General features: G+C 41.5%; 26 protein-coding genes. All 26 read right to left on the reverse strand.

Going from position 1 to position 21,638, the window contains the following annotated elements; all coding sequences use genetic code 11:
• Position 1: 1 nt before the first annotated feature.
• From BA1_RS00180 to flgB, 26 genes are read right to left on the reverse strand one after another with little or no spacing between them, the layout of a single operon-like run.
• Positions 2–1,075, reverse strand: a complete 1,074-nt coding sequence (locus BA1_RS00180) for a protein-glutamate methylesterase/protein-glutamine glutaminase (protein WP_008354473.1) — start codon at positions 1,073–1,075, stop codon at positions 2–4.
• Positions 1,072–1,977, reverse strand: coding sequence for a MinD/ParA family protein (locus BA1_RS00185; protein ID WP_008354474.1), 906 nt, complete (start codon positions 1,975–1,977; stop codon positions 1,072–1,074). Before BA1_RS00185 ends, BA1_RS00180 begins: the two co-directional genes overlap by 4 nt.
• Positions 1,974–3,080, reverse strand: a complete 1,107-nt coding sequence (flhF, locus tag BA1_RS00190; RefSeq protein ID WP_008354475.1) for a flagellar biosynthesis GTPase FlhF — start codon at positions 3,078–3,080, stop codon at positions 1,974–1,976. The genes BA1_RS00185 and flhF overlap by 4 nt, the downstream gene beginning before the upstream one ends.
• Positions 3,080–5,113, reverse strand: coding sequence for a flagellar biosynthesis protein FlhA (gene flhA, locus BA1_RS00195; RefSeq protein WP_008354476.1), 2,034 nt, complete (start codon positions 5,111–5,113; stop codon positions 3,080–3,082). Before flhA ends, flhF begins: the two co-directional genes overlap by 1 nt.
• A gap of 29 nt (positions 5,114–5,142) precedes the next feature.
• Positions 5,143–6,225, reverse strand: a complete 1,083-nt coding sequence (flhB, locus tag BA1_RS00200) for a flagellar biosynthesis protein FlhB (RefSeq protein WP_034738129.1) — start codon at positions 6,223–6,225, stop codon at positions 5,143–5,145.
• 2 nt (positions 6,226–6,227) lie between these two features.
• Positions 6,228–7,007, reverse strand: coding sequence for a flagellar biosynthetic protein FliR (fliR, locus tag BA1_RS00205; RefSeq protein WP_008354478.1), 780 nt, complete (start codon positions 7,005–7,007; stop codon positions 6,228–6,230).
• Positions 7,008–7,013: 6 nt separating this feature from the next.
• The gene (gene fliQ, locus BA1_RS00210; protein ID WP_003211206.1) at positions 7,014–7,283 is read right to left on the reverse strand and encodes a flagellar biosynthesis protein FliQ; all 270 of its coding nucleotides are present in this window, start codon (positions 7,281–7,283) and stop codon (positions 7,014–7,016) included.
• 16 nt (positions 7,284–7,299) lie between these two features.
• A complete protein-coding gene (fliP, locus tag BA1_RS00215; RefSeq protein ID WP_008354479.1) occupies positions 7,300–7,965 on the reverse strand; it encodes a flagellar type III secretion system pore protein FliP in 666 nt (221 codons plus the stop codon).
• Positions 7,958–8,617, reverse strand: a complete 660-nt coding sequence (gene fliZ / locus BA1_RS00220; protein WP_008354480.1) for a flagella biosynthesis regulatory protein FliZ — start codon at positions 8,615–8,617, stop codon at positions 7,958–7,960. Before fliZ ends, fliP begins: the two co-directional genes overlap by 8 nt.
• An 18-nt stretch (positions 8,618–8,635) precedes the next feature.
• A complete protein-coding gene (locus BA1_RS00225; protein WP_008354481.1) occupies positions 8,636–8,998 on the reverse strand; it encodes a response regulator in 363 nt (120 codons plus the stop codon).
• A gap of 27 nt (positions 8,999–9,025) precedes the next feature.
• Positions 9,026–10,147, reverse strand: coding sequence for a flagellar motor switch phosphatase FliY (gene fliY / locus BA1_RS00230; RefSeq protein WP_008354482.1), 1,122 nt, complete (start codon positions 10,145–10,147; stop codon positions 9,026–9,028).
• Positions 10,137–11,135 carry a flagellar motor switch protein FliM gene (fliM, locus tag BA1_RS00235; protein ID WP_008354483.1) on the reverse strand — a complete coding sequence of 333 codons (999 nt, stop codon included), beginning with the start codon at positions 11,133–11,135 and terminating at the stop codon, positions 10,137–10,139. Before fliM ends, fliY begins: the two co-directional genes overlap by 11 nt.
• 32 nt (positions 11,136–11,167) lie before the next feature.
• The gene (gene fliL, locus BA1_RS00240; RefSeq protein WP_008354484.1) at positions 11,168–11,596 is read right to left on the reverse strand and encodes a flagellar basal body-associated protein FliL; all 429 of its coding nucleotides are present in this window, start codon (positions 11,594–11,596) and stop codon (positions 11,168–11,170) included.
• On the reverse strand, positions 11,593–11,808 hold the full coding sequence (swrD, locus tag BA1_RS00245) for a swarming motility protein SwrD (RefSeq protein ID WP_008344794.1): 216 nt from the start codon (positions 11,806–11,808) through the stop codon (positions 11,593–11,595). Before swrD ends, fliL begins: the two co-directional genes overlap by 4 nt.
• 37 nt (positions 11,809–11,845) lie before the next feature.
• On the reverse strand, positions 11,846–12,637 hold the full coding sequence (flgG, locus tag BA1_RS00250) for a flagellar basal body rod protein FlgG (RefSeq protein ID WP_008354485.1): 792 nt from the start codon (positions 12,635–12,637) through the stop codon (positions 11,846–11,848).
• Between the two features lie 21 nt (positions 12,638–12,658).
• Complete coding sequence (gene flgD, locus BA1_RS00255) at positions 12,659–13,102, reverse strand: flagellar hook assembly protein FlgD (RefSeq protein ID WP_008354486.1); 444 nt, start codon at positions 13,100–13,102, stop codon at positions 12,659–12,661.
• The gene (locus BA1_RS00260) at positions 13,102–14,424 is read right to left on the reverse strand and encodes a flagellar hook-length control protein FliK (protein WP_008354487.1); all 1,323 of its coding nucleotides are present in this window, start codon (positions 14,422–14,424) and stop codon (positions 13,102–13,104) included. The genes flgD and BA1_RS00260 overlap by 1 nt, the downstream gene beginning before the upstream one ends.
• On the reverse strand, positions 14,425–15,114 hold the full coding sequence (locus BA1_RS00265) for a MotE family protein (protein ID WP_008354488.1): 690 nt from the start codon (positions 15,112–15,114) through the stop codon (positions 14,425–14,427).
• Positions 15,115–15,126: 12 nt separating this feature from the next.
• Positions 15,127–15,570 carry a flagellar export protein FliJ gene (gene fliJ, locus BA1_RS00270; protein WP_034738132.1) on the reverse strand — a complete coding sequence of 148 codons (444 nt, stop codon included), beginning with the start codon at positions 15,568–15,570 and terminating at the stop codon, positions 15,127–15,129.
• 8 nt (positions 15,571–15,578) lie between these two features.
• On the reverse strand, positions 15,579–16,895 hold the full coding sequence (fliI, locus tag BA1_RS00275; protein WP_008354490.1) for a flagellar protein export ATPase FliI: 1,317 nt from the start codon (positions 16,893–16,895) through the stop codon (positions 15,579–15,581).
• A complete protein-coding gene (fliH, locus tag BA1_RS00280; RefSeq protein WP_008354491.1) occupies positions 16,892–17,656 on the reverse strand; it encodes a flagellar assembly protein FliH in 765 nt (254 codons plus the stop codon). Before fliH ends, fliI begins: the two co-directional genes overlap by 4 nt.
• A complete protein-coding gene (fliG, locus tag BA1_RS00285; RefSeq protein ID WP_008354492.1) occupies positions 17,649–18,665 on the reverse strand; it encodes a flagellar motor switch protein FliG in 1,017 nt (338 codons plus the stop codon). The genes fliH and fliG overlap by 8 nt, the downstream gene beginning before the upstream one ends.
• An 11-nt stretch (positions 18,666–18,676) precedes the next feature.
• Positions 18,677–20,269 (reverse strand): flagellar basal-body MS-ring/collar protein FliF, encoded by a 1,593-nt coding sequence (gene fliF, locus BA1_RS00290; protein WP_008354493.1) that lies wholly within the window; start codon positions 20,267–20,269, stop codon positions 18,677–18,679.
• Positions 20,270–20,319: 50 nt separating this feature from the next.
• Positions 20,320–20,637, reverse strand: coding sequence for a flagellar hook-basal body complex protein FliE (gene fliE, locus BA1_RS00295; protein WP_008354494.1), 318 nt, complete (start codon positions 20,635–20,637; stop codon positions 20,320–20,322).
• 11 nt (positions 20,638–20,648) lie between these two features.
• Positions 20,649–21,101, reverse strand: coding sequence for a flagellar basal body rod protein FlgC (flgC, locus tag BA1_RS00300; RefSeq protein ID WP_008354495.1), 453 nt, complete (start codon positions 21,099–21,101; stop codon positions 20,649–20,651).
• Entirely contained in the window at positions 21,101–21,490 is a 390-nt protein-coding gene (gene flgB, locus BA1_RS00305) for a flagellar basal body rod protein FlgB (RefSeq protein ID WP_008354496.1), read from the reverse strand. Before flgB ends, flgC begins: the two co-directional genes overlap by 1 nt.
• Between the last annotated feature and the right edge of the window lie 148 nt (positions 21,491–21,638).

A 21,638-nucleotide genomic window follows, 5' to 3' on the forward strand; every position in this document is an offset into this window, starting at 1 on the left:
TTCACGCCCTCTCTTTTTTCATGGAGCTTATAATTGCATGTGCGATGTCATCCACATGCCTTGTTTCATGTGCAAGACCTGCTTTAATGACTGATTTAGGCATTCCGAAAACAACACATGATTCTTCTTTCTCTGCAATGACTTTTGTATGACCGCTTGCGACCATTTTTTTGACACCCTCTGTACCGTCACTACCCATTCCTGTCATAATGACAGCAATTTTCTCGTAACCTTTTATGTTGCTGATGGATTCAAATAAATAGTTAACAGACGGTTTGTGACGGCTGTCAGTGTCTTCTTGGGACAGCCTGATCACTAAAGCCGCCCCTTGTTCATGAAGTGACATATTCATTCCACCAGGAGCTATGTATGCCACTCCGTTTTTAGCGATGTCTCCATCTTGTGCTTCTTTAATCGTAATTTGGGATAAATGATCTAACCTAGCAGCAAGAGATGCCGTAAATCCTGCCGGCATATGCTGCACAATTAAAATTGGCGCCTCTATGTCCTTTGGTAGCTTCGTGACAACTCGTTGAAGCGCCCTTGGCCCTCCCGTAGATGTTCCGATTGAAATAATCTTTCGGAATGAGCCGCTTCTTCCTTCTTGCGGACGGGGGGCCGCCACCGGGCTTGGCGGCTTCATGACCGGCTTCGGAGTGACTGGTTTCTCAGGACGTTTCCTGGCCAGGCCAGCCGCAAGTACCCGCTCAACAATTTGGCTTCTTACCTTGTGTAAATCGAGCGAAATACTTCCTGAAGGCTTTGTCACAAAGTCAAAGGCACCGAGCTCTAAGCAGTGGATGGTTAAATCCTTCCCTTGCTTCGTCTGGCTTGACACCATAATGACGGCAAGGTCGTGTTCAGCCAGAATTTGTTTTAATGCTTCTGTTCCATTTAGAACAGGCATTTCCACATCGAGTGTGACAACATCTGGATTCAATTCCTTGATCCGTTTTAAGGCATCTTCCCCATTACGCGCCGTTCCGACGACTTCAATTTCTTGCTCGGCACTTAGGAAATCACTAATGAGCTTTCGCATAAAGGCCGAGTCATCTACTACAAGCACTCTAATCATGAGTCCACCTTCCTCCTTTTAAAAAAAGAGGACAACTTATCTATAAACGTATGCTGCTCTCTCCGTGCCTCTCTTATCTGCTGATGATAAAGTGTTTCTGCCAGCATTTTAATGGTTTTACTCAGCCTTGAATGAGGCTGCTTTATATAAAATGGAATTTGTTCAGCTACTGCTTTAGGAACCGCAGGATCATCAGGCACTGCACCAGCGAACACAAGCTTTCTGTGTAGAAATGATGTGACCACTCCAGCCAATTTCCGGTAGGTTTCAGGTCCTTCTGAAGAGGTTTTACACCGGTTGACAATGATTTGCACAGACTGTTCAAACTGATGAATGACCAAGTGCTTAATTGCACTGTAAGCATCCATGATGGATGTTGGTTCTGGCGTCGTCACGACCACCACTTCTCCTGCCGATAAAACGAAAGGCAGTTGATCTTTTGACAAGCCTGCACCCATATCAAAAAATATACAATCAAAGTTATGCATCATGTTCTCCATCTCTTCTAAAAAGAACGACCATTGATCTTTATCTAAAGAAAACAGCTGTTCAAGTCCACTACCGCCAGAAATGTAATAAAGGTTGTCAGCTCCTTTTGTCATAGCCGCTTGTAAGGATTTTTTCCCGACGAGAACGTCTAATATAGAGCTAGTTGACGTTTTGCCTAGTAAAATATCAATATTCCCCATGCCGAAATCAAGATCAATGACGAGCACTCGCTTCCCTGTACCTGCAATAGACAGTGCCATATTCAGCGTCAAATTCGATTTACCTACCCCGCCTTTACCGCTCATGACTGCAATGGTTTTCGCTTGTCCGTTTGCACCAAGAGGAGCCGGCATGATCATTTGACTCTGCTGAACAAGTTTTCTTAAACCTTCCGCTTGGTCAGGCTTCATCATTGTAAGACCATCCTTGTTAAATCAAGGGGAGAGCTCTCAAGAATATCCTCAGGCACATTTTGTCCATTTGTTAAAAAGCCGAGCCCAATTTGAGATTCTGCAATGATTTGAAAGATGGTTCCCATCGTGTCTGTTTCATCTACTTTGGTAAAAATAAATTGCTGGATCGGAACGTGCTCAAAACGTTTGACCATGGCTTTCATGTCCTGATACTTTGATGTCGCACTCATGACAAGAAAACTTTGTATGCTTTCGTCAAACGGTATGATATCTGTCAGCTCTTTGATATACGCCTCTTCTTTAAAGTTACGGCCTGCTGTATCTATGAAAATATGATCATAGTCTTTAAAAGTCTGCTGCGCTTTTACAAAATCCTCTCTTGAATAACAAACTTCAAGCGGGGCATTCAGCAGTTCAGCATATGTTTTCAGCTGTTCGATTGCGGCAATCCGGTACGTATCTGTTGTGATAAAAGCGACTTTCTTTTGCTGCTGAATGGCCGTTTTAGCCGCCAGTTTTGCAATGGTTGTCGTTTTACCGGCGCCGGTTGAGCCAAACAGCACAATGTATTTCGAACGAATCATCGGCTCATCTGAGGGGTGAGCCGGCAGCATCTCTGTGAGCAGTTTTTCAAGCTCTTTTTCAACCTGATCTTCCTGAACAGCACCTTTTGTTAAAAGGCCCTTTAAACATTCATCTCGGATCTCATCATCAAGACCTTGATCCTTTAGCTTTTGATCCATCTTCTTCAGAGAATCAGGTAAGATTCCAACATGCCGCTCGTTTCTTGCATATTCTAAAGGCTGAGCTGCTTTGATTGGTTGAGCGGCAGCAGGCAACTCTCGTGCCAGCTGCTGAGTCTGCTCCTTTTTCGGTAACACCGGGATAGGAGTAGCGGCTGGATGTAATCCTTTACCAGCTCTTTCTTCAAAATCTTGATCCAGTACCGCAATCACTTCGACCATTTGCTGTTTCTTTAAACCGAACAGCTTTCGTTTGACAACGGTTTTCGAATTTAAAATGACGGCATCTTTCCCAAGCTGTTGCCTAATTTGAAGGGTTGCCTCCTGCATAGAATTCGCTGTGATTTTTTTCATTTTCATTAGATATCCACCACTCCGATGCTCTGTACTTCCACATTTGCTTCTAGTTCGTTATAAGATAGTACCGGCAAATCTGGGAAATATCTTTCTAACAACTGCTTCACGTACATTCTTATAGAAGGTGAGCATAATAGAACCGGCGTTTCCTGACGAAGCGAAAGCTGTTCAATTTCTCTCGCCACTGATTGAATCACACTTTCAGAGGATTCTGGATCTAACGATAAGTAGTTCCCATGCTCCGTTTGCTGAACGCTGTCAGCAATCACCTTTTCAACTCGGCCTGAGCATGTCACGACTTTCAATGATTCATTTTCTCTTGCATACTGTGCGGTAATCTGTCTTGCCAGCGCCTGTCTGACATACTCTGTCAGCAAGTCTGTATCAGTCGTTAATTTTCCGTAGTCTGCAAGGGTTTCAAAAATGGTGACAAGGTTTCGAATAGAGACCTTTTCTTTCAAAAGCTTTGCAAGTACCTTTTGGATATCGCCGACTGCCAGCGGATTAGGTGTCACCTCATCCACTAAGACAGGGTAATTTTCTTTCAGATGATCGATTAATTGCTTCGTTTCTTGGCGACCAAGCAGTTCATGTGTATTTTGTCTAATCTTCTCTGTGATATGAGTAGACACAACAGATGCTGGGTCGACAACTGTGTAACCAAGCATTTCAGCCTGATCTTTTTCTGCTTCTGATATCCATTTAGCCGGCAGGCCAAAGGATGGTTCGATTGTTTCAATTCCTTCAATCGGATCATCATCAGGCGTTGGGGACATTGCTAAGTAATGATCAAGCAGCAGCTCACCTTTTGCCACTTCGTTCCCTTTTATTTTCAGCCGGTATTCATTTGGATTCAGCGCAATATTGTCGCGAATTCGGACAACTGGAATGACGAGCCCTAATTCAAGGGCAAGCTGCCTTCTGATCATGACAATTCGATCTAACAGATCGCCGCCCTGATTGGCATCAGCCAGCGGAATCAAACCGTAGCCAAATTCAAACTCAATGGCATCCATTTGCAGGAGATGAATAACGCTTTCTGGGCTTTTCATCTCTTCTACCTCTGCCTGCTCCTCCAGTACTTCTTCAATTTCTTCTTGATCTTGTTTATTTTTCGACATCATGTAAGCCCCGAGTGCAAGTAAAGCTGCGATTGGTCCTGTTAAAAGTACACCGATCGGAGTAAACAAACCAAGAAGGAAAATCGTTCCTGCTGTAACGTAAAGCATAGGCGGGAAGGCAAAGAGCTGACTCGTAATATCTGAACCAAGGTTTCCATTAGAAGCCGCTCTCGTAACGACAATCCCTGTCGCTGTTGAAATGAGAAGTGCAGGAATTTGAGAGACAATTCCATCCCCTACTGTTAACAACGTAAAGTGGGAAGCTGCTTCTTGAATCGACATGCCTTGCTGAAGCATCCCAATGATGATTCCAAAGATAATATTGATAATAACGATGATGATACCTGCGATGGCATCCCCTTTAACGAACTTACTCGCCCCGTCCATCGCACCATAAAAGTCTGCTTCTCTCGCTACTTTTTCACGGCGGTTTCTTGCTTCACTTTCTGTCAGCATTCCTGCATTTAAATCTGCGTCAATACTCATTTGTTTACCTGGCATCGCATCAAGTGTGAACCTTGCAGCAACCTCTGATACACGCTCAGCCCCTTTTGTGATAACAATAAACTGAATGATGATCAGGATAAGGAAAACAACGAGACCAACGAGTATATTTCCTCCAACAACAAATGAACCAAATGTTTCTACAACCTTTCCAGCATCTCCAGTTGCTAAGATTGAACGTGTTGTCGAGATGTTAAGCCCTAAACGAAACAGCGTTAAGAGCAAAAGCAAGGATGGAAAAATGGAAAATTGCAGTGGTTCTTGCATGTTCATTGTGGTGAGAAGCACGATAAGCGCAAGAGAAATATTAATAATGATTAAAATACTTAATAGAATGGGCGGAAATGGTATGACCAGCATCGCCACAATTAAAATAACACTGAATAAAACAGATAAATCTCTTGCTGACATGCCTGTTCTCTCCTTTTAAAACCAAAAATTCATAAAATCTTTTGTTTCGTTTTATATACGTAAGCCAAAATTTCTGCGATTGCCTTAAAGTATTCTTCTGGCACCGCTTGATCGATTTCCACCTGATCATAGAGTGCACGGGCGAGGGGCCGGTTTTCTACTGTCATGACATCGTGCTCTTTCGCAATGGTTTTAATTTTCAAAGCCAAAATATCTGTTCCCTTTGCGATAACAAAAGGAGCGTCCATCTTTTCTTCGTCATATTTCAAGGCAATTGCGTAGTGGGTCGGGTTCGTAATGATGACGTCCGCTTTTGGGACTTCCTGCATCATCCGTCTCATGGCCATCTCCCGCTGCCTCTGTTTAATTTTTGATTTTATAAGCGGGTCACCCTCAGATTTTTTATACTCATCTTTGATGTCTTGTTTGGACATCCGTAAGTTTTTTTCATAATCAAATTTCTGATACATGTAATCGAGCCCTGCTAAGATGAGAAGTGCACCTGCAGCATATAACCCCATAATCAGCGTCATATTTGCAACGAAATGGAGGGTTTCCTCTGCCGTTAATAGAGGGAGCCGAAGGATTTCGTCAAAGTGCATCCATAGTGCGATGAATGTCGCAAAGCCAACAAATCCAATTTTCAAGATGGATTTTAATAGCTCTACGAGTGCTCGAATACTGTATATCCGTTTAAACCCTTTGATTGGATCAAGCTTTTCTAATTTCGGTTTGATCACTTCTGGTGAAAAGAGAAAGCCGACTTGTAAATAGTTACTGATGACCCCTGCCAGCATACCGACACCAAGAATTGGCATGAGGAGGAGCGCTGTCTCTTGAAGCAATTCCATGAATAGCTGGTGAATATTAGATGTGCTAACTTTCATTAGCATTGTTGTTGAATAAAAACGTTCAATGAGCGCAATCATACGCTCTTTCATAAAAGGCCCAATAAAAAAGAATGATAAAAAGATTAGTAGAAATGAGATGGCTGTATTGACATCGGTACTTTTGGCAACCTGTCCTTTTTTACGTGAATCCCGTCTTTTTTTCGGCGTTGCTTTTTCTGTTTTTTCACCTGCGAAAAACTGCAAGTCTAGCCTAAGTCTTATCATCATGACGAACCACCGACCAATGCTAAGAAATTCCTCATGGTGAGCACAATCGTTTCAAATGTATGTTGGACGACCCCGAAGATGACGCCCATACAGATGATGATCATAATAAAACTCACACCCATTTTAATAGGAAGTCCAACAACAAATACGTTCATTTGTGGAACTGTACGTGCCACAATGCCTAATGCCAAATCGACTAAAAACAAACTAGCGACAACAGGTGCCGAGATTTGAAAGGCAATGATGAACATTTGGTTGAAGCTCTTTGCGATAAAGTAAGCAAAGGATTCACTGCCGAAGTTCAGCGCATACTGATCAACTTGAATATATTGAAAGCTGTAATAGATTCCATCAAGCAGCAAATGGTGTGCATTTGTTGCCAGCATCAACAGCAGTGTCACTGTATAAAAAAACTGCCCCATCAGCGGTGTTTGCGCTCCTGTTTGCGGATCAATAATATTGGCGATCGCAAAACCCATTTGAAAATCAATGAATGAGCCGGCAATTTGAACAGCGGACACCATGATATATGCAATCAGCCCAAGGAGAAGTCCGACCATGGCTTCTTTCACCGCTAGCATCATATAAAGACCGTCGATGTCGAGTGTTGGCGGCTCTTTAATCGTGCTAAAACTAATGACAGCCAAAAACAGAGAGAAACCAACTCTGTGGACTGCTGGTATCGTTCGATGTGCTAAAAGCGGTACTGTCACAAAAAAAGCGGTGATCCGAATGAAAACGAGAAGAAAAGCAGGAAATAATTCTATGATTGACATCGCTGTTTAACCTGCAAATCGATCTAAATTCGAGAATAGCTCTGTCGTAAAGGACACAATGGTCGAAAGCATCCACGGACCAAACACAACAAGGCCAATGAGCACTGCAACAATTTTAGGAATGAACGCAAGCGTCTGTTCTTGGATTTGGGTTGTCGCCTGAAACACACTGACAATTAGTCCCACGATTAGTGCGAGCGCTAGAAGCGGCCCGCTGACAAGCAATACAACATACACTGATCTTTCAGCCATCGTAATGACAAATTCTGAACTCATGTTTTAAGCACCTACTCTAAAAGCTTTGCAGCAAAGATTTGACAATCAAATACCATCCATCGACTAAAACAAATAACAATATTTTGAAAGGGAGCGATATCATAACCGGTGGTAGCATCATCATCCCCATCGACATCAGGACACTTGCGACCACCATGTCAATAATTAAAAATGGAATAAAGATCATGAAACCAATTTGAAATGCCGTCTTTAATTCTGAAATAGCAAAAGCTGGTACCATCGCTGTTAATGGAATATCTTTAATCGATTCAGGGGTATCCATTTTTGCGTAACTAAGAAATAAAGCCAAATCTTTCTGTCTCGTATGTTTACTCATAAACTCTTTAATTGGCACTTCAGCCTTTTCATACGCTTGGTTTAACGTGATGTCATCATTTAAAAGCGGCGTGAGTGCCTCTTTATTAATTTGTGAGAACGTGGGTGCCATGATAAAAAATGTAAGAAACAGAGCAAGTCCAACAAGCACTTGGTTTGGCGGCATTGAGTTGGTTGCAAGTGATGTTCTCACGAACGAAAGAACAATCACGATCCGTGTAAAACAGGTCATTAAAATGAGAATGCCTGGTGCAACCGAAAATACGGTTAAAAGTAAAAGAAGACGGACAGACGTGCTGATATTCCCTGCACCGCTGGAATTAAATAAATCGATAAACTCATTCATTTTGTTTCGGGCCTTTCTTTCTGACTTCTGATTGGGTCTTTTTCAATTCGGCTAACTGCGCCTTTAAATTGGCTGAAAAAGAAGAAGTGGCTGACTGATCATGTTTCTTCACCTGCGATGTCAATTTTTGTACCATCTTTGGTAAATCTGTCTTGCTTTCCATCGCTTCTTCGTATTGTTTCACAATCGCTTCACATTCTTGTTCGTCATCAATTTCTTTTAGCAGCTGGATTGAGTCCGCTACGCCGACAACTAATACTCGTTTGCCCACTTTGATCAGCTGGACCGAACGGTTTTGACCAACCGTGGTTCCGCCAATATTTTCAACATATCGAAATGGTTTGAGTAAGCGGTTTTGTTTACCAACAAATCTCACCAACCCATAAATGAGCAGGATGACAAAAAGTAAGGCACCAATCATCTTGACAAAATCCATAATGGAGACAGAAGAAGAGGGAACTTCTTCTGCCGGATTCGTTTGATTATCAGTGGTTTTCTCTTCTGTATCCTTGGTGCTTTCTTTCTTATCTTTGATCCATTCACTCACTGTGCCGTTTTCTGGATCTTTCGTTTCAGCGAACAGTGAGGCAGGCTGCACTGTCAAGAAAAGCATAAAACTGATCATTGCTATACATATCAAACGTTTTTTCAACAAGTCTTACACCCTTTTTTAGCCTAACGTTTTATTAATTGCTTCAAGTACACGGTCTGCCTGGAATGGCTTCACGATAAAGTCTTTTGCACCTGCTTGAATGGCATCAATAACCATTGATTGTTGTCCCATCGCTGAGCACATAATGATTTTTGCAGAAGCATCGATTTGTTTAATTTCTTTTAATGCTGTGATCCCGTCCATTTCTGGCATGGTGATATCCATTGTGACTAGATCAGGAGATGTTTCTTTATATTTTTCAACAGCTTGTAAGCCATTTTCCGCTTCTCCTACTACATCAAATCCGTTTTTTACAAGAATATCCTTAATCATCATTCTCATGAATGCTGCATCATCTACGATTAATACCTTAGTAGCCATTTACTTATTCTCTCCCTATATGTTTGTTTATTTTAAATTAGAAAGTCTTTCAGACTGACTTAAAATGTCGGTCACACGTACACCAAAGTTCTCATCAATGACAACAACTTCTCCTTTGGCGACGATTCGTTTGTTGACCAGAATGTCTACTGGCTCACCTGCAAGTTTGTCAAGCTCAATGATACTTCCAGCAGAAAGCTCAAGCACTTCTTTCACACTGCGCTGCGTTCTTCCAAGCTCCACCGTAATGGAAAGTGGAATATCCATCAGCATATCAAGATTACCGAGCTGGCTTGTTGTATGCTGAGGCTCACTGAATGCTTCAAATTCAACTGGCGCCACATTTACAGGCTCTGCTGACTTTGGCTTCGCCTGTCTTTTCGGAGGTGCCGATTGCTGCATTGGAGCAGATTGTATTTGCGGAGCTGCCTGCTGAGGTTCAGGTGTACTTTGCGGCGTTTCTTGAACAGCCTCTTCCCCTGCTGGGTCTGTTAATTCTGCGATCAAATCCTTCGCAAACGTAATAGGGTAAAGCTGCATAATATTTGAATCTATGAGTTCACCTATCGTTAATCTAAAGGACACTTTGACAAGCAATTCTTCAGCTGGAATTCGGTCTGTCCCTTCTCCTTCTTTCACATCGAGTAGCTCAACACGCGGCGGAGAAATATCAATTTTCTTATTAAAGACTGTTGACATAGATGTCGCTGCAGAACCCATCATTTGGTTCATCGCTTCTTGCACTGCACTTAAGTGAATTTCACTTAACGACGGATCAGCGTTTGTTCCATCTCCGCCCATCATTAAGTCCGCAATGACCGCCGCATCTGTTTGTTGGATGACAAGCAGGTTACTTGCGCTAAAGCCTTCCGTATAATTCACTTCAATAGCGACATACGGATGAGGGAACTCTTCATTCAGCTTGCTTTTTTGAATCACTGTGACAGTTGGAGTTGTAATCTCCACTTTTTGATTTAATAGGGTTGAAAGTGCTGTTGCAGAGCTACCAAATGAAATATTTCCGATTTCTCCAATGGCATCTTGTTCCATTGCAGAAAGGACTGTATCAGGCTCTATATCGTCATTACTGCCTCCTTTTAGGAGCGCATCGATTTCATCTTGTGATAATTTACTTCCGTTATTCTCCATCTTCTTCACCTCTTATGTCGTGATCTAGAATTTGAATCGCCTGTTTCCGATTCACGCGGCCGGCCTGTCCCAAGAATTTCGGTTTATTTCCGACCATAACAGTAAGAGGCGCATTTACTGGTTTGTCCAAGGCAATACAATCACCAATTTCCAAATTCAAAAACTCTTCCACCGTCATTTCCGATTGTCCAAGCTCTGCGACTACCGGTATTTTTGCCGTCATAATCCGTTTTTCAATGGCCTTTGTTTCTTCTTGTTTCGGTTCATTTCGTTCAGACTGCATCCAGTAGTGTACAGACAGCTTCGGAATAATAGGCTCTAATACTACGTGAGGGATACACAGGTTAATAACCCCGCTCACCTCACCAATTTGTGTATTAAGAGAAATGACGACAACTGTTTCGTTTGGTGACACCATTTGAACAAACTGGGGATTTACCTCGAAATCTGCCATTTCTGGCTCGATGTCGGTTATGGACTGCCACGCTTCTCTGTAGTTTTCCAAAGCTCCCTCAAACATGTTTGAGATAATCTTTGTTTCAATTTCTGTAAGTGATTCTGTCTTATTATGACTAATGCCAATCCCGCCCATCAGCCTATCCATCATGGCATAGCCAATCGTTGGATTGACTTCAAGCATGATTCTTCCTTCAAGCGGGCTGACGTAAAATAAGTTTAATAATGTCATATTAGGAATCGAACGAATAAATTCTTCGTACGGTACTTGGTCAACTGAGCTGACAGAAATTTGAATATATGATCTTAGCTGCGCTGAAAAGTGTGTGGTGAGCAGTCTAGCGAAGTTATCATGAATTCTTGTTAAACTTCGAATCTGGTCTTTTGAAAAGCGCAGTGCACGTTTAAAGTCATACACTTTCACTTTTTTCGTCGTTTCTTCTTTTTTCAGCTCTTCTGCATCCATTTCGCCTGTTGATATGGCGGATAATAATGCGTCGATCTCATTCTGGGAAAGCACTTCTCCTGACATTTCTTCACCTCCATCGTGTCAATTAATCGCCTCTATTGCAGATTAAAGGAGGTTATATAAACTTCTTTCACCTTGCCATCTTGCAAATAGTTATTCACTTTGTTTTTGACTTGTGTTTTAAAATGTTCTCTGCCTTTTTGGCCATCAAGTTCATCTGCATTCGTCTCTGATAAAATGTCGATCACGGCATCTTTCACTTGGAAGCTTCTTTTTTCAAGCTCTTCTTTGGCTTTTTCAGAATCTGTTTCAATATTCAGCACAAGTTTGACCGCATTTCCTTCAGATTTTAAATTGGTCACAATCTCAGGAATTTCAACAGAAGCTTTTACGACTTCATCTGCTGTTGGCTCTTTTTCTGCTTTTGCTTCGTCTGACCCATTCACCAGAAAGACAATACCTGCTCCAATTCCGACGATAGCAATAATCATGATTAGCATTACTACGACTAATTTCTTCTTCATTCAAACTCCTCTATTCCTTGATTCAATGAAATGACTTGGATTTTTCTATAGAAAGAAATGATTTTCTCCTGAAGCTGCTCTTCATCTTCTTTCACAACGAATTTCTTTCCATTGGCGAGTGTAATGGTCGTGTCTGGAAAGCTTTCGATTTGTTCAATATGGAGAGCGTTAAGCATAAATCCTTTGCCATTTAATCTTGTCACTTCAATCATATTAAGCAGAGAAGCGATCACCCGCTCCCCCTACCTCCTATCGTTTCAGATTCACAAGCTCTTGCAGAATTTCATCAGATGTTGTGATCGTCTTTGCATTCGATTGGAATCCACGCTGTGCGATAATCATTTCTGTAAACTCGTCTGTTAAATCAACGTTTGACATTTCAAGTCTACCTGTTTGGATGACACCTGTTCCTTGTTCACCAGGTACAATGGCATTACTTGGTGCACCTGAGCTTAGCGTTTGGCGGTAAAGGTTGTCTCCAACTTTGTCTAGTCCGCTTGCGTTACTGAAAGATGCGAGTGATACTTGTCCAACATTTCTAGATACGTTGTTTTCAACAACTGAGATTGTTCCATCTGAACCAACGCTCACACTTGAAATGCCATCTGGAATCGTTATTTTTTGTCCATCCATACCAAGCAGGTAGTTTCCATCAGGGGTTACTAAGCTTCCTTCTGAATCCCGACCGAAGTTCCCTGTTCTTGTATAAAGAATTTCACCTTGTTTTTCGATACGGAAGAAGCCATCACCGTTGATATAGAAATCATACGGTTGATCCGTATTTTGAGAAGCACCCACTGACATAACCTTGTCAATAGATGATAAAGAAGATCCTAAACCAACTTGTTTTGAGTTAGTTGAACCCGAGTTATTTGTCGGTCCACCAGAGCTTGCAATTGTCTGACTGACCATATCTTTAAACGTAATACGGCTCTTTTTATAACCGTGTGTATTCACGTTTGCCACGTTATTGGCTACAATATCTAATTTTGTTTGGAAGTTTTTCATTCCGCTAATTCCTGAGTAAAGTGAGCGTAACATTTATTTTCCTCCTCGATTTGCTTACGATTTTTCTCCAACAGTTGTAACGTCCCATGGGCTGATTTTCGTTCCATCTTCTAGATATAGGAAATATTCATTGTCGATATTTTTGACAGATTTTACAATACCCGTAATATCTTGATCATCTTGTTTGCCCGCTACTTCTTTACCAATCCAGCCTACATACGTAGTAAATGGATCTTGGTGTGCAACAAATGTAGACATGACCTGATTCAGCTGAGTGATTGATTCGTTCATATTCATTTGCTGTTCTAAAGAAGAAAATGTTGCAAGCTGTGTGACAAACTCACGATCATCAATTGGGTTTGTCGGATCTTGGTTTTGAAGCTGCGTTAGCAATATTTTCAAGAACTGATCTCGGCCGAGCGTGTCTGTTTTCTTTGTTGTAGTTGAAGAAGTGTCCGCTAGTGTGGTTGTTCTGTTAGTAGAATCAACAGTTGCCATTAGATCTCCTCCTCTTCTTCTTCTGATCCAACAAGAGCGTCCAGTACATCTTGGAACTCCGTTTCCTGTTCATCAGGCTGCTGGAAATTTTGTCCCTTTGACTGTTGCTGCTTGTTTTCTTCACTAAACTGTCCAAATAACGGCTGCTCACTTGATTGAAGCGGTATATGGAAACGGTCCACTTGAACCGACATATTCGGAAGTGCCTGCTTGAGCTGCGGCAAATGATGCTCTAACAGCTCTTTTGCTGCTTGCGTCGAGGCTGTAATTTTACTCGCATACACACCGTTTTGTTTCGTTAGTTGAATGGTGATAAACCCAAGATTTTCTGGATTTAACCGAACAGTAAACCGTCCGCTTGAATTGCCAAATGGCGTAAACTTCATTTGCTTCCAAGTGTTTAAAATTTGCTGATCAACCGTTCCTGGCTTTTCATCAGACGTTTGCACCTGCTGCACAGGAGCAGACGATTGCAGTTGGAAAAACTGCTTATGACCTGAGAGAAGCGTATGGGTCATTATTTTTTCAGAACTAGGTGCAGCTGTACTTTGGCCCTTGACGACTTCTTTTTTTATAAGCCATTCAAGTGATGTAGCACCTTTTGCTGGAGATGCGAGAGAAGACTCTTGCCTTGGAGAAACCATTTCTTTTAACTCTCCTAAGGAAATTTTCCACTCTTTATCTGACCCTTTTGCATTCGCCATCATATGGTCGATTAACTGATTAAAGTGTTTTAGCTCACTTTGTGACATAGAATTCAGCTTTGGTGCTGATGCCTGCGAGAAGAACTGCTCTTTCACTTGCTGAACGAGCTTCTCATCTGCCCCGTTTTTCGATAGAAAATCGATAAAGTCTTCACCTTTCCCTTGAATATCCTGCACAAGTTTTGTATCAAAACTAGGCGGTTGCTGGTTTAGCAATTGATATAAGAAAAAGTGGACTTGTATGAGCTGTTCACTATGTTCTGCCGCTGACTTATCTCCTTGATCACCGTAAATGGCTGATTCCATTTTTTGAAATAATTCTTCAAGTGATTTTTGGTCAGATTCATCTAGCTTTTGACCTTGAAGCGCTTGAAGTGCCTCGAGAAGATCTTCATCCACCCCATCTTGAGGTGATTGCATCCATTTTTCAATGATCTGCATCGCATCATTGATAGATAAAGAGGCTCCCGCTGACTGAGAATTGACCGGGCTGCTTTGGGCGCCTGCACCACTTAGCAATTGTTTAAACAAACCGCGGGCAGATGCTGCACCCTCTCCCTTTAATCCCGAGAGACCTTGAGAAGATTGCTGCAAGGCTCCAATATCCAGTAGCTTCACTTATTGTCCACCCCCATTTTCACTTTCTTCTTTTTTGGCAAGCTCTTTCGTGAACGTTGCTGCCTTCTGAGGTGTCAGTTTTGCTAATATGTCCGTCAGCTTATTTTTACTAAGCTCTTCAAGAATGTTCAAAGCCTCTTTATCACTTAACTCTGATAAAATTTTCGCGGATTTCCCTGCATCCATGCTTTCATAAATGCTGGCAACCTTCCCTTTTGACTGCTGATTAGAAGATCCCGACGTATCAGAGGATGTCCCTGATGCATTATCGCTTGATGATGTACTATTTGATGAACTATCAGTTGCTGACGTACTATCTGTATCATTCTCAGATGTTTTTTCAAGTGAGTTGATTTTTTGATTCAATCTTTTAATCTCTTCATCACTTGTTTTCAAGTCTTTTTGTGCAATTTCGAGTTCATTCTTTTGCTCTTTAATCGTCTTTTTCAGCTCTTTCAACTCTGCATCATGTTGATCATTATTTGAAGATGACGTTTTTGAGCTGTCATCTGAACCAACTAAGCTGCTAATCACCGGAATGTTTTGGAACGGCTTCTTTAGATCATAACCCGCCATATAAAGGATTGTGCCTGTTACAATCACAAGCACAATCAATGGGATAATGACAATAAACAAGATCCATTGAAATTTACCGCCGCTTGATTCCTTCGCTTTTTCCTTCTTAGGCATTCATCTCGACTCCTAATGTCCTTGAAACATGAATTGGCTGATAGAGATATCATCCATTTCTTTCATTTCAATTGCCTTATGTTCAAGGGAGAACTTTTCAAATTGCTTTTCTTTCATTATTTCAAACTTTTTAAACTCAATATTCTTTTCAGTTAAATCTGATTGTTTTTCATTCATTTGATGACGTTTCATGATCACAAGCTGCTGATAATGATGAATGGTGTTATCTAAGTTTGTCACAAATTGCTGGTAATGACGCATTTCTTGGACACTCATCCCGCTTCTCAGCTTTTCTTCTTTGCTTTTTTCCATTAGCTCTTTTTTACTCATATTTTCATAGAGTTTTTCAGCGACTTGCTCAAATGCCGAAACAGATTGTTGATACGCTGCGAGGGATTTGTCTTTTTCGCTTTCTTTCAATTCTAAAAGTTTTTGAAATTTGTATTGATATCTCACTGTTTTTGTCAATCCTCTCTATTCATCAAACTGAGCAATATTCTCACACTGTCTTCGATAGATACAGCCTCATCGACATCCTGCTTCAAAAATGAAATGAGCTGCGGATAAGCCTGCATGGCCTCATCAATATCTTTAGAGGAGCCTTTTTTATATGCTCCAATGTTAATGAGGTCTTCAGCGTTTTGATAAGTGGATAAAAGCTGACGGAACCGATTGGCCGCTTCCTTGTGATCATGACTTGCGATATTACTCATGACACGGCTGATACTTTTCAGAATATTGACAGCGGGAAATTGTCCTTTGTTGGCCAGTGCACGATCAAGTACAATGTGACCGTCTAAAATCCCCCTGACTGTATCAGCGATCGGCTCATTCATGTCATCACCATCAACAAGCACTGTGTAAAACGCTGTGATGGAACCAAGTTGATTTGTTCCAGTTCGTTCAAGCAATTTCGGCAGTATAGCGAACACTGAAGGCGTATATCCTTTTGTCGTTGGCGGTTCGCCAGTTGCAAGTCCTATTTCGCGTTGTGCCATGGCGACCCTCGTGACAGAATCCATCATAAACATGACATTTTTGCCTCTGTCTCTGAAATATTCGGCAATGGCTGTCGCAGTATAGGCTGCCTTTAATCTCGTAAGGGCGGGCTGATCAGAAGTTGCAACGACAACAATCGAGCGCTTCAGTCCTTCAGCACCTAAATCTTTTTCGATAAACTCACGAACTTCACGACCACGCTCACCAACAAGTGCAATGACATTGAGGTCCGCTTCTGTTTGCTTTGCGATCATACCCATTAAGGTACTTTTTCCAACACCGCTTCCCGCAAATATCCCGATTCTTTGACCAGTGCCAACTGTGAGAAGACTGTCGATCACTCTGACACCAACACCCATTTTTTCTCGAATAGGCGGCCTGTCCATTGGGTTTGGGGGAGACTGATCTGTTGAAACAGGTGCAAGTCCTTTTGGAAGCATGCTGCCGTCCAGTGGATCACCGAAGGCGTCAACGACTTCACCAATTAACCCAGTGCCTACTTTAACCTTTAACGACTTACCCGTTGCTTCAACAAGACTGCCTGGTGAGATATTAGATGCCTCAACATAAGGCATGAGCAGAATGTTTTCATCTCTAAAACCAACGACCTCTGCTTTTATCGGATGGTGATTACTCCCTTTTTTGTGAATGAGACAGACATCTCCGATAGAGCTTTCTGGTCCCTTGGACTCGATCATCAGTCCAACAACTCGATTGACTTTACCAAAACGTTTATAAGGATCGGTGGTTTCAATCGTTTCTTTTAACACATCCATGTTCATTTGTGATCACCTGAATCAATGACTTCTAATAGTTTTGCTTTCAACTGATTCATTTGTGTATCAACACTCGCTTCCACTTTTCCAAAACTTGTTTCTACGTAACAAGTACCTTTTGGCGCTTTCTCATCCGAGTAAATGGCAAGGTGTGTATCCTTTTGAAGGATTCTATTCAATTCGTCTTTATATTCCATCACATGCTCGTAATGTTCAGGATCGACATAGATGGAAATATCGTCATATTCCTTTACTTCTGAAATGACCTGTTTTACAAGAGTCAAAAATTGTTCTCGTGAGTCCTCAGCTGCATTCCAGACTCGTTTAGCGAGTTCAAAGGCCAGTTCGACAATCTTTTCAGCAGAGCTTTCAATTTTTGCTTCATAGTCCTGTTTTGCAAGGCTGACAATGTCATTTGCTTGAAGAAGAATTGATTGATACTGCATATGCGCATCTGCTTCGCCCTTTTGGAAGCCATCTTGATAACCTGTTTGTTTGGCTTCTTCAATGAGCTGCATTCTTTCTGCTTCAAAATCAGCTCGGCGCTGATTGATTTCGGCGATTGTTTGTTCTAGCTCACTATTTGCTTGTTCTAAAATACGGCTTGCTTCATCTTGTGCATCACTTAGCACAAGCTTGGATGCTTCTGTTTCGTTGACAAGCTCTTCTTCGTGGCGCTCTTTTTTAAACTCCACTTGCTGCAAAGGAATTGTTTGACGGCCTTGCTCAGGAATAACAGATGTTTCATGTTTGATAATCCTAGACAATGATATCGTCTCCTCCGCCTCGAGCTATGACAATTTCTCCAGCTTCTTCAAGACGTCTTACGATGCTGACAATACGGGTTTGTGCTTCTTCGACATCTCTAAGCCGGACAGGTCCCATAAACTCCATTTCTTCTTTGAACGTTTCGACCATCCGCTGAGACATGTTGCGGAAGACAATTTCTTTGACCTCTTCGCTTGCCACTTTGAGCGCGAGTAGTAAGTCATCATTTTCAACATCTCTGATGACACGCTGGATGGCTCTGCTATCAAGGGTGACAATGTCTTCAAAGACAAACATACGTTTCTTAATTTCATCGGCAAGCTCTGGATCTTGAATTTCAAGTGTGTCTAAAATGGTCTTCTCCGTCGCGCGGTCTACACCATTAAGTACTTCGACAACCGCTTCCACTCCGCCCGTTTGGGTATAATCTTGCGTAAAGGTTGAAGAAAGCTTTTGTTCAAGAATACGTTCCACCTCATTGATGATCTCTGGAGATGTGCGGTCCATTAAAGCAATTCTACGTGCAACCTCTGTTTGTACTTCCTCGCCTAACTCAGATAATATTTGTCCAGCCTGCACTGGGTCTAAGTAGGAAAGAATGAGCGCAATGGTTTGTGGATGCTCGTGTTGGATAAAGTTTAAAATTTGCTCTGGGTCAGCCTTTCTAGCAAAATCAAATGGTTTCACTTGAAGAGAGGATGTTAAGCGATTTAAGATGCTGTCCGCTTTGTCCTCACCAAGCGCTTTTTCAAGCACTTGTCTTGCATACATAAGACCACCTTGTGATATGTAGTCCTGGGCGATGGCAATGCTGTGAAATTCTTCGATGATTTCATCTTTCTTAGCAGAATCTACACTGCGTACATTGGAAATTTCTAATGTTAATTTTTCTATTTCGTCTTCAGACAGATGTTTGTATACAGATGCTGACACGTCTAGCCCTAAGGAAATCATTAGGATTGCTGCTTTTTGTCTGCCTGTTAGTCGATTTGAATCTTTTCTCGACATGTGTATTCCTCCTAATCCTCGGACAGCCAGCTGCGTAGCAATTTAGCAAAGTCTTCTGGTTTATCTTTTGCCATTTTTTCAAGCTGATTTTTTCTCACCATTTCTTCTGTTTCTGGCTCAGTATCGATATCAGGAACATGGATTGGTGTACGTTCATCAAGCTCAAACTCTTCTTCCTCTTCTTTTCTGCGCTTACGCACGAGAAGAATAATGAGAGCGATAATTGCAAGTAGTAGCACACCGCCTACAATATAAACCCAAATCGGCATATTGTTTGAAGGGTCTTCTGTCGTCGTTTGCTGTTTACCGTCTAATTTTGATACCGATAACACGATTTTGTTATCTAAGTCAGCTTGAGTGAGCGCTTGACCATTTGTGTATTCTTTATCAATTGATGTGCTGATGATTGTTGAAAGAATCTTTTTGATATCATCTTGCCTTTCAGTAGTTAAAGAGTTCGGATCGTTTGCAGTTGGTGGTTCAACCAATGCTTGTATGCCAACGTCTCTAATTTTGTAAGGACTTTCTTTGATATCTTTATGGATGCGGTTGACTTCATAATTGATACGATCTTCGCTCTTTTCGTAATCTCCGCTGCCATTCTCTCCATCGGTACCTTGATAATTCGTGACATCATCGTCACCTGTTCCAGCTGTGCCTCCAGCTGCTGCGCCGCTTCCTGAATAGGTTTCAGCAATCTTTTCAGCGCTGACAGCGATCCCTTGCATGTTTTCTTGATCAACTGGTTCGACAAGGTCTTCTTTTCTTTTTTCTTCAGTGAAATCAATGTCTGTTGTGACCGATACGGCAACTTTATCTTGACCCATCATGGTTCCTAGCAGCTGTTGAATTTTTCTTTGAAGGTTCTTTTCAATTTCCTCTTTTTTCTGCTGCTGTGCATCCATTCCACTTGCATAGGAATCCGAGCTACTGTTTAAGTCGTAGTAGTTGGAATCTTGGTCCATAATGACAATGTTTTCTGTTTTTAAATTTGGCACACTTTTTGAAATAAGATGATAAAGGCCTTTTACTTGTTGCTGCGTAAGCGTGTAGCCAGGCTGAATTTGCAACACAATTGATGCTGATGCATTACTTTGCTCTTCTCCAACAAAAACGGAATCTTTCGGCAGGTTAATCATAACCTTTGAATCTTTAATCCCATCAATCGTGTTGATTAGATTGGATAGTTCTGTCTGAGTTGCGTCTACTTTCAGAACATCAAATTCATTATCTGTTAAACCGAAACCGGAATTGTTCGCAAAGAAGGAGTAATCAATATTCCCTGTCTTAGGAAGTCCCTCTGATGCGAGTGTTACTTTTAAAGAGTCTGCTTGCTTTTCCGGAACTAGAATCGTCGTTCCGTTATTTGCAAGTTCCGATTTAACGTTTTTGCCATCCAGTTCCTGTTTGATTTGTCCTGCTTCTGCCTCAGACAAATCTCTAAAGAGCGGAACCATTTTTTCAGAAGAAGCAAAGATGCTAACAACCGTAATAATGATTGCTAGGGCAGCTACGCCGCCAATCATGAGTATTTTTTGTAATTTTGATCGATTTCGCCAAAACTCAACTGTTTTTGTTCTTAATTGCATTAAAGTACGATTCATCTTAACCCCCGGTCATTCCATTCAGTCTATTTTTTGTCCGCCAGCACCTCCTACATCTGCATTCTCATAATCTCTTGGTACGCTTCGACTGCTTTATTTCGAAACTCCGTTGCAGCTGTGAGTGTCACATTTGCTTTCTGTGCAGCAATCATGACTTCATCGAGGTTGACATCTTTGCCTTGTGCAAGAGCATTTGTATACTGGTCTGATTTCAGCTGTGATTGATTCAATGCCTCAATGGAATTCTTCAGCACATCAGAGAAATTCGTTTGACTTTTTGGTGCAGCCGCCTGCAATGGCGATGCATTCGTCAATTCACTTGCTTGCTGAGCGGTTTGAAGCTGGAAAGGAGATATTGCGTTAACCAATTCTTTTCACCTTACTTTCCTATTTCTAAAGCTTTCATCAGCATGCTTTTATTCGCATTCAGCGCAGTCACGTTTGCTTCGTATGACCTTGAGCTGCTGATGAGGTCAACCATTTCCTTTAATGGATCGACATTTGGTGTTTGAACATATCCATTTTCATTGGCATCGGGATTTGTAGGATCATATTGAAGGTTGAATGGAGTTTCGTCTTCTGTAACCTTTGTTACTTTGACGCCGTTTCCTAATTTGCCGCTCGAATTCATGCTTGAGTTCAATATAGATGAAAATGATTCACCTGACGGCTGTAATGTGACGAGCTTACGTCTATAAGGCTCCCAGTTGCCATCAACCTGTTTCGCTCTTGTTGTATCCATATTTGCAAGGTTTGAGGATACAACGTCCATTCTGAGCCTCTGTGCAGTTAATGCTGAGGCCGAAGCGTTAACGCCTGAAAAAATCGACATTATTTACCTCCTGTCAAAACTGTTTTAAGAGAATTGAATTTTCCGCTCATTCTTTCAACTAGCGCATTATACTGAATTTGGTTTTTAGCGAGTTCACTCATCTCTTGATCAATATCGACATTATTTCCGTTTTCTTGATAAGAAGTACGGTTACTCGAGACAACTGAATAATTAGACCCTGTTTCAGAAAAATCAATGTGACCTTGGTATGTTTTATTAGCATCTAATCTGCTTGACGCATCATTTAGCATGTCATGGAATGCGACTTTTTTCGACTTGTAGTTCGGTGTGTCTATATTCGCGATATTATTACTTATGACTTTTTGCTTAACATTCGCTCTGCCCAAGGCATTCTCAAGGTTGCTTATCGTTCCAGAAAATATATCCAAAACCATATACCTCCAATCATATGTATTTCATTCCATTTAATCATGTCGAGATTTGTAAAACCATATGTTCATTGTAAGAAATAATAGGATTAAAGTCTATGATGTAGATGTAAAAAAAACTCGTAATATATATCTATTTTATGGATAG

The organism is Bacillus xiamenensis, assembly GCF_000300535.1.
In the GTDB taxonomy this organism is placed as follows: domain Bacteria; phylum Bacillota; class Bacilli; order Bacillales; family Bacillaceae; genus Bacillus; species Bacillus xiamenensis.